This is a genomic window from Ancylobacter polymorphus, from assembly GCF_022836935.1.
Taxonomy (GTDB): domain Bacteria; phylum Pseudomonadota; class Alphaproteobacteria; order Rhizobiales; family Xanthobacteraceae; genus Ancylobacter; species Ancylobacter polymorphus_A.
The window spans coordinates 1306497-1322601 of the sequence record NZ_CP083239.1 but is presented as its reverse complement, the minus strand read 5'-3'; the positions used below and the strand labels follow the sequence as shown (position 1 = coordinate 1322601).

Below are 16105 nucleotides of genomic sequence, written 5' to 3'. Positions count from 1 at the left end.
AGACGAGGCGAGGCAGGGATTGAGTTCAGTATTTCGCCTGGGTCGTTGAGCCGTCCGGCGCGGTGAGCTGGACGGCGCCCTTAACGCCCTTGGGCACGGCGACCGGGGCGGTCCCGGCGAGCCGGCTTCCGCCGACGGGCGTCAGGGAGAAGCGTTGAGCCTTGCCGTCCACCACCAGGATGGCATTGGCCTTGAAGCCGTCGGCCGGAACCGGCTTGTCGGAACCGTCGCTGAGATAGAGCGAGACGGCAGGCGTCCCGTCGGCCACCAGTTCGGCGTGATAATGCCCGGCATCCACGCGCACGCCGCCGTTGGGGCCGGTGCTGGGCTCGTGCGCGAGGAGCGGCGTCGCGAGAAGGGGAAGAGCGATGAGGGCCGACGCAAGGGGGCGGAAGATCATGGCGCACTCCGATCAAAAGGCATCCGCACGGGCGGCGGCTGGTGTGGGGCCGGTCTCGCCCGCCGCCGCCACCAGCCGCTCCAGCGGGCGGCGGCCGTAGGCGAGGACGAGGACGGGGGTGAGCACGGCATCGAGCAGCGTGGCGCTGACGAGGCCGCCGAAGATGGTGACGGCCACCGGGTGCAGGATCTCCTTGCCCGGCACCTCGGCCCCGCTCATGAGCGGCAGCAGGGCGATGCCGGCGGAGGCGGCCGTCATCAGTACCGGGGTCAGCCGCTCAAGGCTCCCGCGCGCCACGAGGGCCGGACCGAACGGCAGGCCTTCGGTGATGGCGAGATTGATGATGTGGCTGATCTTCAGGATGCCGTTGCGCGCGGCGATGCCGGTCAGCGTCACGAAGCCGATCATGCTCGCCACCGAGAGCGGCTGCCCGGCCAGCCACAAGGCCACCACCGCGCCGATGAGGGCCAGCGGCACGCTGCCCATGATGACCAGCGCGAACAGCGCCGAGCGGTAGCGGCTGTAGAGGATGGCGAAGACCAGGAGCAGCGATACGGCCGCGAGGCCGCCGATGGTGCGCATGGATTCCTCCTGCGCCGCGAAGGTGCCTTCGAGGCTCGTGGACATGCCGGACGGCAAGTCCGTCGCGGCGAGCACGCGGCGCATGTCGGCGATGATGGCCGCCGTGTCGCGCCCGCCAGAGGTGTTGGCGAGCACGACGATTCGCCGCCGCCCGCCCTCGCGCAGGATCTGGTTCGGCCCGTCCGTCTCCTTCACGTCCGCCACCTGGGAGAGGGGCACCCAGCCGGATGGGGTCTCGATGAGGAGGCGGGCCAGCCCCTCGGCGCTGCGCCTTGCCTCGGGCAGGCGCACCACCAGGTCGAAGCGCCGGTTGCCGTCCACGAGGGTCGAGACCACGCGCCCGTTGGAGAGCCGCGCCAGCGCGTCCGTCACCTGTGCGGGCTGGAGGCCATGGAGGGCGGCGCGGCCGTAATCCACGCTCACCGTCACCTCCGGCACCCGCACCTGCCGCTCCACCTGCAGGTCGACGAGGCCGGGAATGGCGCCGAGGCGCTGGCGCAGGCTTTCCGCCGTGGCGCGCAAGGTGTCGAGGTCGTCGCCGAACAGTTTCAGGGCGATCTCGGCCCGCACGCCGGAGAGCATGTGGTCCAGCCGGTGGGAGATGGGCTGGCCCAGATTGAAGGACGCCGGCAGGACGGCGAGGCGGTCGCGGATATCCGCCGTGATCTCGGCCCGGCTGCGGTCGGAGGGCCGCAGGTCCACCTCGATCTCGGAGGCGTGCACGCCCTCCGCATGTTCGTCCAGCTCCGCCCGGCCGGTGCGCCGACCCACCGCCTTCACCTCCGGCACGTCCAGGATCAGCGTCTCGGCGACAAGCCCCATGCGGTCGCTCTCTGCCAGCGAGAGGCCGGGGCGGAACGACATGGAAATGGTGAGCGAGCCCTCGTTGAACGGCGGCAGGAAGGCGCGCGGCAGACTTGCGGCACCGGCCAGCGCACCGACGAAGAGCAGCGCGGTCGTGCCCATCACCAGGCGCGGGTGGCGGAAGGCGGTGGAGAGCAACGCCGCGTAGCCACCCTTCAGCATCCGCACCAGCGCGCCGTCCCTTTCCGCATGGCGGCTGAGGGCCGGCAGCAGATAGAAGGCGAGCACCGGCGTGAGTGTGATGGAGGTCAGAAGGCTCGCGAGGATCGAGACGATATAGGCCTGCCCCAGCGGGGCGAACAGCCGCCCCTCGATGCCCGGCAGGGCGAACAGTGGCACGAACACCAACACGATGATGAGGGTCGCGTAGACGATGCCGGAGCGCACCTCCCGGCTCGCCGCCACCACCACGTCGAACACGGGACGGGGCACGGCTGCGGCGGCATTCTCGCGCAGCCGGCGGAAGATGTTCTCCACATCCACCACAGCATCGTCCACGAGCTCGCCGATGGCGATGGCGAGGCCACCCAGCGTCATGGTGTTGATGGAGAGGCCGAAGGCGTGGAACACGATGGCGGTGGCCAGGATCGACACCGGGATGGCGGTGAGCGAAATGAGGGTTGTGCGCCAGTTGAGAAGGAACAGGAACAGCACCACGGCCACCACCGCCATGGCTTCCAGCAGCACCTTCTCCACATTGCCGATGGAGGCGGCGATGAAGTCCGCCTGCCGGAACACGGGCGGGGAGATGCGGATGCCATCGGGCAGCGTGCGGTTGAGGTCGGCCACCGCCTCTTCCACCGCATTGGTGAGGGCAAGGGTGTCGGCCTCCGGCTGCTTTTCCACGGAGAGGATCACGGCAGGCCGGCCCATATAACCGGCATCGCCGCGCTTCAGGCGAGCGGCGTAGTCCACCTGCGCGATCTGGTGGAGGAAGACGCTGCCGCCGGCGGGGCGCGGCAGGACGAGGGTCTTCAAATCGTCGAGGCTCAGGGTGCGGGCGATGTTGCGGATGAGGAACTCCCGCCCGCCCTGATCGGCAAAGCCGCCGCCGGAATTGGTGCCGAATTGGGAGAGCGCCTTTTCCAGCGCATCGAGCGTGATGCCGTAGGCGCGCATGGCGGAAACGTCCGGCGAGACGCGGAACTGCCGCACCTCCCCGCCCATGGGGATGACCTGCGCAATGCCGGGGATGGCGAGGAGGCGCGGGCGGATGACGAAGTCCGCCGTCTCCCGCACCGCCATGGGCGATACGGTGTCGCTGGTGACGGCGAACATCAGGATCTGGCCCATGATGGAGCTGATGGGACCCATCTGCGGCGCGACGTTTGCGGGCAGCCGGTCGCGCACCAAAGCGAGGCGCTCCGCGATCTGCTGGCGGTTGCGGAAGATGTCGGTGCCGAAGTCGAATTCCACATAGACCACGGAGAGGCCGACACCGGAAACCGAGCGTAGGCGCACGAGGCCCGGCAGGCCGTTCATGGCCGTTTCCAGCGGGAAGGTGACGAGTTGCTCCACCTCCGCCGGGGCGAGGCCTTCCGCCTCGGTCATGATGGTGACGGTGGGCCGGTTGAGGTCCGGCAGCACGTCCACCGGCAGCCGCGTGACCGCATAGGCGCCGTAGACCACCAGCACGAGAGCCAGCGCCAGCACCAGCAGGCGGTTGCGCAGCGATTGGGTGACGAGGACCGTGAACATCGCCGGCCTCAGCGGATCTGGTCGATGAGTTCGGCGCCATCGGTCACGATGCGGCGCCCGGGCGCGAGGCCCGCCAGCACCAGCACGCGGGACGCGTCGAGGGGCTCCGTCTTCACCTCGCGCGGCATGAAGCGCTCGGCGCTGACGTGCTCATAGACGATGGGCTGGCCGTTCGCCCCACGCACTACCGCCGAGCGGGGGATGGCGATGCCCATGCGCGGGGCGCCGGCCTCCGCGAAGACCGTCAGGAACTGGCCGGGGCGCAGCTCCCCGGTGTCCGCGGCGACGGAAAACAGGACGGGAAACGCCTGGGCCCGGTCGGATATCCCCGCGCCCACGAAGGCGAGGGCCACGGTGCGCCCGTCGGGCAGGCGTCCTGTGGCACCGGACCGGCCGGCATCCGGCGAGAAGCCGAGCGCCTCCACCCACAGTCGGCCGGGATCGACGATGCGGAACACCACCGTATTCGGGTCCGCCATCTGCCCCGCGACCGCATCGGCGGCGGCGATGACGCCGGACACCGGCGCGCGCAGGGCCTCCGGCTCGCGCTGCACCCGCTCCAGCCGGGCGCGGCGGGTCTGGAGCCCCTTCAGCTCGATTTCCGCTTCCTCCACCTCGCGCCGGGTGACGGCGTTGGGAATGGCCGAGAGCCGCTCGTAGCGGCGCTTCACGATGGCGATCTGCTGGTCCAGCTCGTAGCCCTGCTGCTCCAGGTCCTTGAGGTCGGAGGCGCCGATGGGCGGATGCACATAAGCGAGGATCTCGCCAGCCGCGACCTTCGTGCCAAGCGGCTTGAAGCCCCCCTCCGGCGGGGCGAGGCGCCCACCCACCGCGGTCTGGACAAGGCCGCTGGCATTGACATCCGGCACCAAGCGGCCGGGTAGTTCCACAGTGCCGGCAAAGGTGCCGGCAGCTGTCACGAGGGTGCGCACGCCAAGGATGCGCTGGGTCGGCTTGGGCACGATCACCGAGCCGTCAGGAAGGCGCTGGGCGGCATCGCGGGCGGGGAGCTGCCGAGCGGGCGGCTGCGTGTCCGCCGCCCATGCCCCCTGCGGGGCACCGGCCAGAGCGACGCCGAGCGATCCGAGGACGAGGAGCGCGCCCACCCGACGCCGGGGGCATGACCAGCGCTCCGGCCAGGAAGCCGATGAGGAGGCTCGCCAGAATGCCCGCGAGGAGGTCGGTTCGCAGCCCGCCGAGCTGCGCCAGCATCGCCGGCGCTTGCTGCTCGGACGATGTTGGAGCGGCAGGTATGGTCAAGGTGGCGGCAAGAACGTCCACCGTGTCGCCGGCCGTAACGGTGAAGGCAAGGTCGTGCGCGCCCGGCTTCGCGGCGAAGGGAACCGGCAGCAGATAGGTGCCAGGCCCCGAGGGCTTCGCGGCCTGCGAGCCCTCGGGCGTGTCCACCTCGATGGCAGCGCCCTCCACGGGGGCGTTGTCGGCGAAGCGGTCGAGGTGGATGGTGAGGGTGTCGTCGCGCAGCACCGCCACCAGCTCGAAATCGGCCGAGGTCGCCTCGGCGCGGGGGGCGAGCGTCGTCACAGGGGGCGGTGGGGGCGCACCGTGGTCGTGGCCTTCGTGGGCCACAGCGGGGCCGAACAGCGCCGGGCCGGCGAGAAGCCCGCACAGGCCGAAGACGGCTTTCCGCAGAAAATGGCGCCCCATGCCTCAACCCGTCCGCTGGTGATTCCGGTACGGGAGAGCGATAGCGCGCGGCGCGTCACGCCGCGTATCGCTTCTGTATCAGTTTGTTTCAGCCTGGACGCTCAGCCCGGATCCTTGGGCAGGCGCACCGTGGCGACGAGGCCACCGCCGGTGGCGTTGGCGAGGCTCAGCGTGCCACCGTGCGCCTCGGCCACCGCGCTGGCGATGGTGAGGCCGAGCCCGACGCCTCCAGTGGCGCGGCTGCGCGACGCCTCAAGCCGCACGAAGGGCTCAAGCACGGCGGCGAGTTGGTCCTCTGGAATCCCCGGTCCCTCATCCCGCACCGTCAGGACGGCATCCGCCTCCTCGTCCATGATGGACACATGCGCGGAGCCGCCGTAGGCGAGCGCGTTTTCCACCAGATTGCCCACCATCCGCTTCAGGCTGACGAGTCGTCCCGCGACGACGAGGCGCGGCGGCGCCGAAAGATCGGCCCGCAGGCCCCGGTCCCGCGCGTCGTCCACGATGGTTTCCACCAGGGCCACGAGATCGAGCGGCCGCACCGGCTCCTCGCTCGCCTCGCCGCGCAGGTAGGAGAGCGTCGCCTCGACCATCTGCTCCATCTCCGCGACGTCCCCGGCGATGGCCTCGCGCAGCGCCGGGTCGCTCACATCCTCGAGGCGGAAGCGCAGGCGCGTCATGGGCGTGCGCAGGTCGTGGGAGACCGCGGCGAGGGCCTGGGTGCGCCGCTCGACCAACCCGGCGATCCGCGCCTGCATGCCGTTGAAGGCATGGGCCAGTTCGCGGACCTCCTTCGGCCCCGTCTCGGGCAAGTGAATGCGCGCCGCATCCGGCGGCAGGGCCGCGACGGTGCGCGCCATGGCCCGCAAAGGTCGCGTGAGCCACGCGGCGATGGCGAGGGACAGGAGCAGAACCCCCACCGCCATCAGCGTGGTGGAGAGCAGGGACCCATGCCCCCCGGCGGTCTGTGGCACGGAGGCAAACAGGCGCACATTCAGCCAGCTCCCGTCGGGCAGGCGCACGGCCACGAGGCTAAGGTGTGGATCGGGCCCGGCGCCAACCAGAATGTCCGCTGCCGCAAGGTCCGGTGCGAGCGCGCGCACCTCGGCGGCGAGGCGTTTGGCGGACTCGTCGGCGTGGGGCCCCGTCGCGGCCATGGCATCGCGGCCCCAATGGGCATCGATGGCGCCCCCCGACAGGGCATGGGCCACCTCCTCCCGACGCTCCGCAGGTGCGGCGGCGAGTGACCGGCGAAGCGCCACGACCTGGTCGGCGAGGCGGACGGCATGTGCCGCATGGCGCTCCCGCTCCATGGCATGTTCGTAGGTCCACAGGCTCAGCACATGGACCACGACGATTCCGAGCACGGCCACGACTGCGGTCCGCAGAGCGAGGCTGTCGATGGCGCGGATCATGAGCGCGCCACCTCCGGGACAAAGAAATAGCCGGTCCCACGCACTGTCTTCACCATCTCCGGCCCGCCGCTCGAATCGAGCTTCCTGCGCAGCCGGCTCACCTGGATATCGATCGCCCGGTCGAAGCCGGTGGCGATGCGATTCTTCGCGGCATCCATCAGCTGGTCGCGCGTGAGCACGCGCTGGGGATGCTCCAGGAAGGTCAGCAGCAGATCATATTCGCCGGTGGAAAGATCGACGATGGCGCCTTCCGGGTTGGTCAGTTCCCGTCGCCGCGTATCGAGCATCCAGCCAGAAAATGCCAGGCAAGTGCCGCCATTAACAGCGGCGGGGTCGGACAGCCGGGTCCGCCGCAGCACCGCATGGATGCGGGCGAGCAGTTCGCGCGGGTTGAAGGGCTTGGCCAGATAGTCGTCCGCGCCGAGTTCCAGGCCGACGATCCGGTCCACATCGCTGCCGCGGGCGGTCAGCATGATGATGGGCACATTGGAGGTGCGGCGGATGTCCCGGCACAGATCGAGCCCGCTCGTCCCCGGCAGCATGATGTCGAGAATGACGAGGTCCACCGTGCCGGCGGCCATTGTCTCCCGCATCTCGCGGGCGTCTTGCGCGGCCGTGACCTTGTGCCCGTGCTCACGCAGGAACTTGCCGGCGAGACGCCGGATCTCGGCATCGTCGTCAACGATGAGGATGTGGCCTTCGGGGGACACCGTGTCACGCACTCCTCTGCACCACTCCACACCGCGGCGCTCGGCACGGTTCTTTCTAGCCTAAAGCCGGATGCCATCACATTGAATCCCAGAGCGATCCGATGTGCGCGATGAACCCCTCCATGTTCAAATAGCTTCGGGGCGCTCTAACTCTGAGATTTTGGACCCATTCGGCGACTTAGCTCGGTCGGTTCGTCACAAGCGGACGTACTCAAAGCCCGAGAATGCGTCACGACCGGCGGCCTCCGTCACTCTCCAGTTGAGAAACATCCTCCACGATCTCCTGCCGCAGCTGTGGCCCCTTGGCGAGGCGCCGGCCGAGTGCGCGGGTGTAGGCTGCGTAGCGCTCGGAGAGCTTGGCCCGCGTGGCCTGGGCGGCGGGTTCGGGCAGCGCGGGGGTGGTGGCGAGCCAGAAGCGGATGAAGGTGGCGAAGGCCTCGGTCGAGATGCCGAGGTCGCGCTCCAGTCGCGCGAGGCGGCGATCGATCTGGCCGAGGCGCCTGGCAAGAGCGGCCTCTTGGCGCTCGGCACTGTCGGGGGACAGGAAGGAGGCGATCGCAGCCTGGGCGATCAGGGACATGGACTGGTCGCGCTGGGCGGCGTAGTGGGCCAGCATGTCCATGATGTCGGGCTCGAGATAGACCGAGATCTGCGCTTTCTTCGTGCGACCTGCCATGGCGATCACAGCTCCATGCCGTCATTGGGATTGAGGCTGACCTGCCGCGCCACACCTTGCATCAGTCCGGTCATGCGGCGGTTCCGGGTGGCGACGTCCTCCATCTCGTCGTCGCGATCCGTGTCGAACTCGAACTCATTCTCGATGGGCTGGCTTTTCTCGACCGGCTTGACGCGGCTGAGCTCGGGCTGATGCCGGTGTTCGGAGCCGGTCGGGTCATCGTCTCGACCTTCGTCCGCTGTGCTCCCGGCCGTACCCTCCTGGGGCCTGGGCAATGGCAGCGCGGTCCAGTCATCGTGTTGGACGGTCGGGCCACGAGAGGGCGTTGGCGGCGGCAGGAGCCGGTCCCGGAAGCGCGCATCCTCGTAGTAGCGGGCCTTCTTCGCCCGGATCGGCGGGGTGCCGGCGACCATGACGATCTCGTCCGTGGGCGGCAACTGCATGACCTCGCCGGGCGTGAGCAACGGGCGGGCGGTTTCCGAGCGCGATACCATGAGATGACCGAGCCAGGGCGATAGCCGATGGCCGGCGTAGTTCTTCATCGCCTTCATCTCGGTGGCGGTGCCGAGCGCATCGGACACGCGCTTGGCGGTGCGCTCGTCGTTGGTGGCGAAGCTCACCCGGACATGGCAGTTGTCGAGGATCGAATTGTTCGGCCCGTAAGCCTTCTCAATCTGGTTCAGCGACTGGGCGATGAGGAAGGCTTTCAGGCCATAGCCGGCCATGAAGGCAAGCGCGCTCTCGAAAAAGTCGAGCCGGCCGAGCGCGGGGAACTCGTCGAGCATGAGCAGCAGACGATGGCGTCCGCCCTTGGCCTGCAGGTCCTCGGTGAGCCGCCGACCGATCTGGTTGAGGAGGAGGCGGATCAGCGGCTTGGTGCGGTTGATGTCGGACGGGGGCACCACGAGATAGAGGGTCGAGGGAGCCTTGCCGCCGACGATATCGGCGATGCGCCAGTCGCAGCGCCGCGTCACCTCGGCAATCACCGGATCGCGGTAGAGACCGAGAAAGGACATGGCGGTGGAGAGCACGCCCGAGCGTTCATTGTCGGATTTGTTCAGAAGTTCGCGGGCGGCGCTGGCAATGACGGGATGCGGGCCAGCCTCGCCCAGATGGGCGGTCTTCATCATGGCGTCGAGCGTGGTCTCGATCGGCCGCTTCGGATCGGAGAGGAAGGCGGCTACGCCGGCGAGCGTCTTGTCCGTCTCGGCATAGAGCACGTGGAGGATGGCGCCGACGAGCAGCGCGTGGCTGGTCTTTTCCCAATGGTTTCGCTTTTCCAGCGAGCCTTCGGGGTCCACCAGGATGTCGGCGATGTTCTGGACGTCACGCACTTCCCACTCGCCGCGACGCACCTCCAGCAGCGGATTGTAGGCGGCGGACTTAGTGTTGGTCGGGTCGAACAGCAGCACGCGTCCATGCCGGGCGCGGAAGCCGGCGGTGAGCTGCCAGTTCTCGCCCTTGATGTCATGGACGATTGCCGATCCCGGCCAGGTCAGCAGCGAGGGCACGACCAGGCCGACGCCCTTGCCGGACCGGGTCGGCGCGAAGCACAGCACATGCTCGGGCCCGTCATGACGCAGATAGGCACGGTCGAAGCGGCCGAGCACGACGCCATCGGTGCCGAGGAGCCCGGCGGCGCGGACCTCCTCCTTCTCGGCCCAGCGCGCCGAACCATAGGTCTCGACCCTGGAGGCCTCGCGGGCCCGCCACACCGACAGGGCGATGGCGACCACGATGGAGAGGAAACCGCCGGAGGCTGCGATCAGCGCGCCCCGGAAGAATACGTTCGGCGCATAGGCATCGAAAAAGTACCACCACCAGAAGAAGGCCGGCGGGTAGTAGACCGGCAACCCGAGCCACTCGAACCACGGCGCGCCCAACTGTGCCTGAAAGCGGAGGCTCCAGGCCACATATTGTGTCGCGCCCCAGATGGTCGCGAGCACGATCAGCAGCACGGTGAGAATCTGCCCCCAGAGGATTTTCGTCGCCGACATGGTGATAATCCCTCTCTCAGGTCAGAGGCCGAGGCCGCGCTTGCGACCGAAGCTCCAGTCGACGCCACCATCATCACGGGCGACGCCGGAGACATGCTTGCCGAGCTGGCGTTCCAGCGAGGGCGACCAGGGCACGAGCTGGAAACCGAGCCCGTCATCGAGCATGGCGAAGCGACCGGACGTGAGGTTGAGGCGCTGGCGATACGTGCCGGCGACATACTCGCCGGTGCCAGCCTTGTTGAACGCCAGGCCGGTCTCGGCGGCGAGTTTCTCCCCCACAGCCTCCATTTCCCGGCGGCGGAGCGTGTCGATGAGATTGCGGGCGAAGACGACACGCCGTCCCTGCCGCTCGGCCAGGCCCTCGCGGATGAGATGGTCGGCACGCCGTTCAAGCGCCTGGCTCACCTCGGCGCCGAAGCCGCCGTCCGACAGAGCAACGGGGTCACGCGCGATGGCCTGCCGGTCGAGCCAGGTGGCGCCGGTGGCCGTGACCTGGTGGGCGAGATCCAGATCGGAGCGCACCGCGAGTGCCACACGTCGCTTGCCGTGCGCATCGTCGAAGGTGCGCAGTTCGACGATGGCGCCTGGAGCGCCATCGCCGGCTGCATCGAGATCGGGCAGCCGCATGTGATGGGAGCGCCCGTCCACGCCATCGACGATGGCATAGGCCGAGCCGTGGAGTTCATCATCGAGGCCGCGCGCGACCAGCCGGCCGATGACTGGCACATCGAGGCTCTCGGCGGCGAGGACATAGCTGGCCGTGCCGCGCTCGATACCGCGTTCGCCGAGGGCGCGGTGCATGCGCTTGATGATATCGCCACGCTCACCGAGCGCGCGCAGGGTGCCTTCCGCCTCCGGCTCTATCACCCATTGGGCGTTGCCGATCTCGGTGGCGAGGCCGAGCGTCTCGAGTTTGCGAAGGCGCCCTATCTTCAGTGCATGGTGTTCGTCCGGCTGCCGGCCTGGAGCCGGGGCCATGTCGATGATGACGCTCTCGCGGGTCTCGCGCACGAGCTGCCGATCGAGCTCGGTCCAGCGCTCGGCCTCGATCTGGCGTTCCAAACCCCGGCGGATATCGAGCTCGGTGCGCGGGCCGAGCTCCTGGGTGATCAGGTCACGGGCGCGATCACGCATGCCCTCCTTGATGTAGTCGCGGGAGATCACGAGATCCTGGCCATCGTCGCGGCGGCCGCGCACGATCAGATGCATATGGGGATGCTCGGTGTTCCAGTGATCGACCGCGACCCAGTCGAGCTCCGTGCCGAGGTCCTTCTCCATCTGCCGGGCGAGGTCACGGGTGAAGGCCCGCAGGTTCTCCATCTCCAACGCGTCGTCAGGCGAGACGATGAAGCGGAAATGGTGACGGTCCTCGCGGCAGCGCTCGGTGAAGGCGTCGACATCGACGCTCTCGATCTCGGGACCAAACATCCGCGCCTTCTCCCCGTCGCGGGTCACCCCCTCGCGGCGAAGATAGGTCAGGTGCTGGCCAAGCGAGCCCGCACGGGCCGTGTGTCGGACGACGCGGGCTTTCACCACGGCGCCACGCGAGTGCGGCGTGATCCGGCGGCTGGCCTGAAGGCTGGCAACCTGCCCACTGCCGAAACGTGAGCGGTTGCCAGAGGCGATCTTGCCGGAGCGGGAGACCCCGCCGCCGGCCTTCCGGGCCGCGGCGAGCGCCTGGGCGACGAAGGGGCGGGCCTGCTGAGCGCGGGTCGAGCGGATGCGGCCGGGACGGACGCGGAACTCGCGTTCATCGCTCATGGCGGAGCCTCGCAATGTGTAGAAAACTTTTGATTTGCAGTTATTTGCGGGACGCGTGAAACGTGTGGCTTGGCTCCGCAAGGTGCCGAAGTCCCAGACAAACGCAGGCAGAACCAACATCCCGACCGCCGCGCAATGTGCGCGCTTTTATCCTGCCCTCGTGCGGTCGTGGTTCCTGTGCTGCGCCTCCTTCCTCGCCACGGAACGCCAGGGCCCGACAGGATGCGAAAGCGGGTCCGCCTCGTCATGGCGTCCTCCGCGATGGCAACGGTGCAGCGAAAAGCCCGCCCGATCGTGGCGCGAGGACCCCGGCATCTGTGGGATTGCTGCGGTCGGGTGGCGCGGCGAACAGAGGCGCCTCGCGCCAGCTTTGCGCCATTGGCCGCACCAATTCGGTGGCGCCGGCTGCAGCCTCTTTGTCGATGATCGGCGCCAAGGCCGCGATGTAAGTGCGCGTCTCCGGCGGCAGCGGCTTGCCGGCAAGCGACGCCTCATAGCGCGCAGGCCCGGCATTATAGGCCGAGAGCATGGCGCGGATGCTACCATAGCGGTCATGGAGCTGGCGCAGATAGGCGGCGCCGGCGAGGATGTTGTCACGCGGGTCGAATGGATCTGCCCCGAGGCCGTAGTGGACGCGAAGCTCATCCCAGGTCGCGGGCATGATCTGCATCAGCCCCATGGCACCGGCGGGTGAGACGGCGCGGGGATCGGCGCCGCTCTCGACCCACAGGACCGCGCGGATCCAACTGGCCGGAAGCTCGAAGCGCTGCGCGGCTTCGTCGATAAAGACGGCGTAGGAGGTGACAGCATTCGCCACGGTCGGTGACATGGTCTGATCGGCGGCAGAGCCAAGCGACGCGCCGCCGATCAGCAATCCGGACGCGAGGAAGAGCGCAGCGCGATGCATGTCAGCGCACCGCCGCGCGCCAGATGAAGTCGCCGTCGCCGGCCTCATCCGTGAGGAGGGGCATTGCTCGGCCGATGACGGTTGTAGACGGGATCGGCCCGAAATACCGTCCGTCGAGACTGTCGCTGACGTCCGGGTTCATCAGGAACAGATGACCAGGAGCGATACGCCGGCAGCCCAGCCAGACTGGCAAATCGCGCCCCATGCGGTCGCGCGGCAGCGCGTCGCCCAGCGGCACGCCATCGACGGTGATGGCGTCGCTGAGGCGGCAGACAACCTGCCCCGGAAGCCCCATCACGCGCTTCAGCAGTGGTGTGCTTTCGCCGATATAGCCACGTGCGATGAGGAACGCGGCGAGCGGCGGTGGCGGCATTACCGCGACCAGATCGGTGATCTCGAGGGCATCGGCCGGCTCGAGAGAATAGAGCCCGATAGGGACGCTCGCCGAGACATTCCAGATCAGCTTGAGCGGCGTCGGCACCATAGCGGCGACGGCCACACCGACGCTGGCGACGGTCGTTATCAGCACATAGGCGGCGCGGCTCATTGTCCGCACTCCCGCCGCTTCAGCCACGCCTGATGGCGCTCTATCGTGTAGGCGCGCGGCTCGAATCCGACACTGATGCGGTGCGCAACATGGCCCCAGTGATCGGGCGCGACGGTGGCCGCATCGATGCCGGTCGCCTCGATGGCGTCGATGTGCTGCAGAATTTTCTCGACCTTCGGCCAGCCATCCACCCGCAGCAGGATCTCGCCGCCGGGACGCACGAAGGGCAGCGTCTGGTAGCCTTCGCCCGGCGCCACGCAGCGCACGATATCGAGGCGGGAGGCCACGGTGCCGAAGTCGTTCGACGCCCATCGGACAAAGGCGAAGATGCTGCCGGGAGGGAAAGAGAGGATGCGCCGGCGGCGATCCAGAAGCTGCTCATGTGCGTGATGGCCGAAGCGAATCCAATTCTCGATGCGCTTCTCGATATGGGTCAGTTCGACATGGGTCAGGGTATCGGATGGGGGACTGGACGCGGATGCCGTGCTGGCCGCACGGGGAGCAAACGCCGCGCTCATGGCAGATCTCCTGATGTGGGAGGGAATTCACGGGCGAGGAGGGCGCGCAGCATCTCGGCGACGGTGACGCCGCGCCGGAAGGCGGCGACCTTGATCCGCCCGCGCAGGTCGGGCGTGACATCGATGGTGAGGCGCGCGGTGAACGCGGCGCTGGGCCGGCGTTCGGTTGAGACATCGGCCGCCTTGATCCAGTGCTCGGGATCAGCAGGCCGAGAGGCGAAGTCGCGGCGGATCGGGCGTTCGCTCATCGCGCTTGCCTCCCGAGGTCGAGACCATTGATCTCGGCGGAAAGCGCGGCGATCTCGCGCGTGGCTGGCCCGGCATCGTCGCGTTCGAAGACAAGACGCCCGGACTGCGCCGCCGCCGCAAAGGCGATGCGCTGGCCGATGGCGCTGGCGAGCACCGGAGGATCATGGTCAGCCAGCGTCCGCGCGGTCTCGCGCGCGAGAACGGTACGCGCGCCGCAGCGGTTCAGGACGAACCGGACCACCATCTCCGGGCGGTAGATCCGCGCCTCGCGGATCAGCGCCAGCATCTCGGCCGACGCCCAGCCGTCAAAGGGCGAGGGCTGAACCGGGATCAGCACCAGATCGGCGGCGAGCAACGCCGAGCGTATCAGCCCGGCAACGCGGGGCGGTCCATCGATGACGATGTGATCGGCGCCGCGCGCGAGCTCCGGCGCCTCCCGGTGCAGGGTGTCGCGGGCGAGGCCGACGACACCGAACAGCCGCGGCAGGCCCTCGCGGCTGCGCTGCTCCGACCAGTCGAGGCTGGAGCCCTGCGGATCGGCATCGATCAGCGTGATCTGCTGTCCTTGCCGGGCCCATTGCCCGGCGAGATGCAGCGCAAGTGTCGTCTTGCCGACCCCGCCCTTCTGGTTGAGGAGCGCGACGATCATGGCGCGCTCCGCACGTTCACCGGGGACGCGCTCGTCGTAGTAGAATGGCGTTGTTCCGTTAGAAGGATTCCGAAGGAATCCGGGTTAGAGAAGTTACGGACGCCGGAAGCCTCTGATTCAGAAGACTGAATCGTCGATTTTGGTCCCCGATAGCACGAGGATCCGGTCCCTGATGGCACGAGGGTGCTGGTCCCCGATAGCACGAGATGATTCACAGCTTGTCCCCAGATCGGATGGCCGCGAGACGGCGGCGGGTTGGCAGGGCAAGGCGTGTAGCGTCGATCTCGGCGAAGGACAGGAGGTCGGCACCGTCCGTCTGGCGGCGCATGCCGAGCCGGTAGCCGGGCAGCGCCTGGCGGCCGACGATCGCGCGCAGGTCATAGGCGAAGTGCTTGAGGGGCGAGAGGCTACCGGATTTGGCGTGGAGGTGAGCGACGTCGAAGCTCCAGCCGTGGTCCTGGTGCCCGCCATGCTTGCGCACCAGACGGTAGAGCCAGCGCTCCAGTCCGCCCGTCAGCCCGAAATAGGCGCGGTCGATGGTGAGCACGAGCGCATCGTCGAGTACGGCACGGTAGAACCAGTCTGGCAGGATGAGGTCGACGCCGTCGGGCTGGCCGTTGCGGTCGGTCCGTTCCTGCCATTCATTGATCCAGGAGAAGCGGTGCCGGCGTCCTTCGGCTGGTTGACGGATCGTGGTCGACACGGTCGTCGACTGGAGGCGGTCGAGCGCGGCCTTAAGGCGCTGATAATCCCGCAGGGAGGTGCCGCGCCCGACAAAGGTGAGGATCTCATAAGGCGTCGCCGCCATGAGGCGCGAGGTGCGCAGCCCCGCGTCGCGCGCCTCGACGATCTGGCTTGCCGCCCAGATGAGAATATCGGCGTCCCAGATCGTCGCCATGCCGTGGTCAGGCACGGCCTCGACCCGGATGGCGATGCTGCCGGTCCGGAAATCGATCGGTGCAACGCGCGGCGTCTTGGAGAGGGAGAAGAAGGGATAGGCCATGAGATCCTGCGCATCTCGTGGCGCGAAGTCGCCTGGCAGGGCGCGGAACAGATCCAGCTGTCCGCGCTCCGAGAGGCTGTGATGCCGCGCCGCCATGGGTGGGGCGTTCAGCGTGCGGCGCGGCCGGCGAACGAACCGGCGGCAAGCGCATGGCGCTTGGCCGGCAGGACGGTGCCGCGCGGATCGGATGTCGAGGTGACCGCGCCGCGCTCGGTCCAGGCCTGCAGGTCGTCGATGGAATAGACGACACGCCCGCCGAGCTTGCGATAGGCGGGACCGGTGCCATAGGTGCGGTGCTTTTCCAGCGTGCGGGCCGACAGACTGAGAAACTCGGCGGCTTCCTTGGTGCGCAGATAGCGCGGCGGGAGGGTGGCGAGATCGGGTCGCATGGAGCGGGCCTCCGTGGGCGTGGCGGGAGCCGCCGGAGTGCGGCGGCGGACGGTGACCACGGTGGCGGAGGAGGA

16 protein-coding genes are annotated in these 16105 nt (G+C 68.5%); all 16 read right to left on the bottom strand.

Going from position 1 to position 16105, the window contains the following annotated elements; genetic code table 11:
* Window positions 1-25: 25 nt before the first annotated feature.
* The 16 genes from K9D25_RS06280 to K9D25_RS06205 all read right to left on the bottom strand — a co-directional run bounded on the left by K9D25_RS06280 (window position 26) and on the right by K9D25_RS06205 (window position 16030).
* Complete coding sequence (locus K9D25_RS06280; RefSeq protein WP_244450011.1) at window positions 26-400, bottom strand: hypothetical protein; 375 nt, start codon at window positions 398-400, stop codon at window positions 26-28.
* Window positions 401-412: 12 nt separating this feature from the next.
* Window positions 413-3544, bottom strand: coding sequence for an efflux RND transporter permease subunit (locus K9D25_RS06275; RefSeq protein ID WP_244450010.1), 3132 nt, complete (start codon window positions 3542-3544; stop codon window positions 413-415).
* A gap of 8 nt (window positions 3545-3552) precedes the next feature.
* Entirely contained in the window at window positions 3553-4512 is a 960-nt protein-coding gene (locus K9D25_RS06270; RefSeq protein WP_244450009.1) for an efflux RND transporter periplasmic adaptor subunit, read from the bottom strand.
* A gap of 7 nt (window positions 4513-4519) precedes the next feature.
* A complete protein-coding gene (locus tag K9D25_RS06265) occupies window positions 4520-5209 on the bottom strand; it encodes a hypothetical protein (protein WP_244450008.1) in 690 nt (229 codons plus the stop codon).
* A 101-nt stretch (window positions 5210-5310) separates the two neighbouring features.
* Window positions 5311-6624, bottom strand: coding sequence for an ATP-binding protein (locus K9D25_RS06260; RefSeq protein WP_244450007.1), 1314 nt, complete (start codon window positions 6622-6624; stop codon window positions 5311-5313).
* Window positions 6621-7334 (bottom strand): response regulator, encoded by a 714-nt coding sequence (locus K9D25_RS06255; RefSeq protein WP_244450006.1) that lies wholly within the window; start codon window positions 7332-7334, stop codon window positions 6621-6623. The genes K9D25_RS06260 and K9D25_RS06255 overlap by 4 nt, the downstream gene beginning before the upstream one ends.
* Window positions 7335-7563: 229 nt before the next feature.
* Window positions 7564-8010 carry a CopG family transcriptional regulator gene (locus K9D25_RS06250; RefSeq protein WP_244450005.1) on the bottom strand — a complete coding sequence of 149 codons (447 nt, stop codon included), beginning with the start codon at window positions 8008-8010 and terminating at the stop codon, window positions 7564-7566.
* Window positions 8011-8015: 5 nt separating this feature from the next.
* Window positions 8016-10007: a conjugal transfer protein TraG gene (locus K9D25_RS06245; RefSeq protein WP_244450004.1), complete on the bottom strand. Its 1992-nt coding sequence runs from the start codon at window positions 10005-10007 to the stop codon at window positions 8016-8018.
* A 21-nt stretch (window positions 10008-10028) separates the two neighbouring features.
* Window positions 10029-11768, bottom strand: a complete 1740-nt coding sequence (locus K9D25_RS06240) for a relaxase/mobilization nuclease domain-containing protein (RefSeq protein WP_244450003.1) — start codon at window positions 11766-11768, stop codon at window positions 10029-10031.
* Window positions 11769-12012: 244 nt separating this feature from the next.
* On the bottom strand, window positions 12013-12642 hold the full coding sequence (locus K9D25_RS06235) for a lytic transglycosylase domain-containing protein (protein WP_432207915.1): 630 nt from the start codon (window positions 12640-12642) through the stop codon (window positions 12013-12015).
* 34 nt (window positions 12643-12676) lie between these two features.
* Window positions 12677-13222 carry a S26 family signal peptidase gene (locus tag K9D25_RS06230; RefSeq protein WP_244450001.1) on the bottom strand — a complete coding sequence of 182 codons (546 nt, stop codon included), beginning with the start codon at window positions 13220-13222 and terminating at the stop codon, window positions 12677-12679.
* On the bottom strand, window positions 13219-13740 hold the full coding sequence (locus K9D25_RS06225; protein WP_244450000.1) for a DUF2840 domain-containing protein: 522 nt from the start codon (window positions 13738-13740) through the stop codon (window positions 13219-13221). The genes K9D25_RS06230 and K9D25_RS06225 overlap by 4 nt, the downstream gene beginning before the upstream one ends.
* Complete coding sequence (locus tag K9D25_RS06220) at window positions 13737-13988, bottom strand: ribbon-helix-helix protein (protein WP_244449999.1); 252 nt, start codon at window positions 13986-13988, stop codon at window positions 13737-13739. The genes K9D25_RS06225 and K9D25_RS06220 overlap by 4 nt, the downstream gene beginning before the upstream one ends.
* Complete coding sequence (gene parA, locus K9D25_RS06215) at window positions 13985-14638, bottom strand: ParA family partition ATPase (protein WP_244449998.1); 654 nt, start codon at window positions 14636-14638, stop codon at window positions 13985-13987. Before parA ends, K9D25_RS06220 begins: the two co-directional genes overlap by 4 nt.
* A 211-nt stretch (window positions 14639-14849) precedes the next feature.
* Window positions 14850-15737: a replication initiator protein A gene (locus K9D25_RS06210; protein ID WP_244449997.1), complete on the bottom strand. Its 888-nt coding sequence runs from the start codon at window positions 15735-15737 to the stop codon at window positions 14850-14852.
* 11 nt (window positions 15738-15748) lie between these two features.
* Entirely contained in the window at window positions 15749-16030 is a 282-nt protein-coding gene (locus K9D25_RS06205; protein WP_132036201.1) for a helix-turn-helix transcriptional regulator, read from the bottom strand.
* Between the last annotated feature and the right edge of the window lie 75 nt (window positions 16031-16105).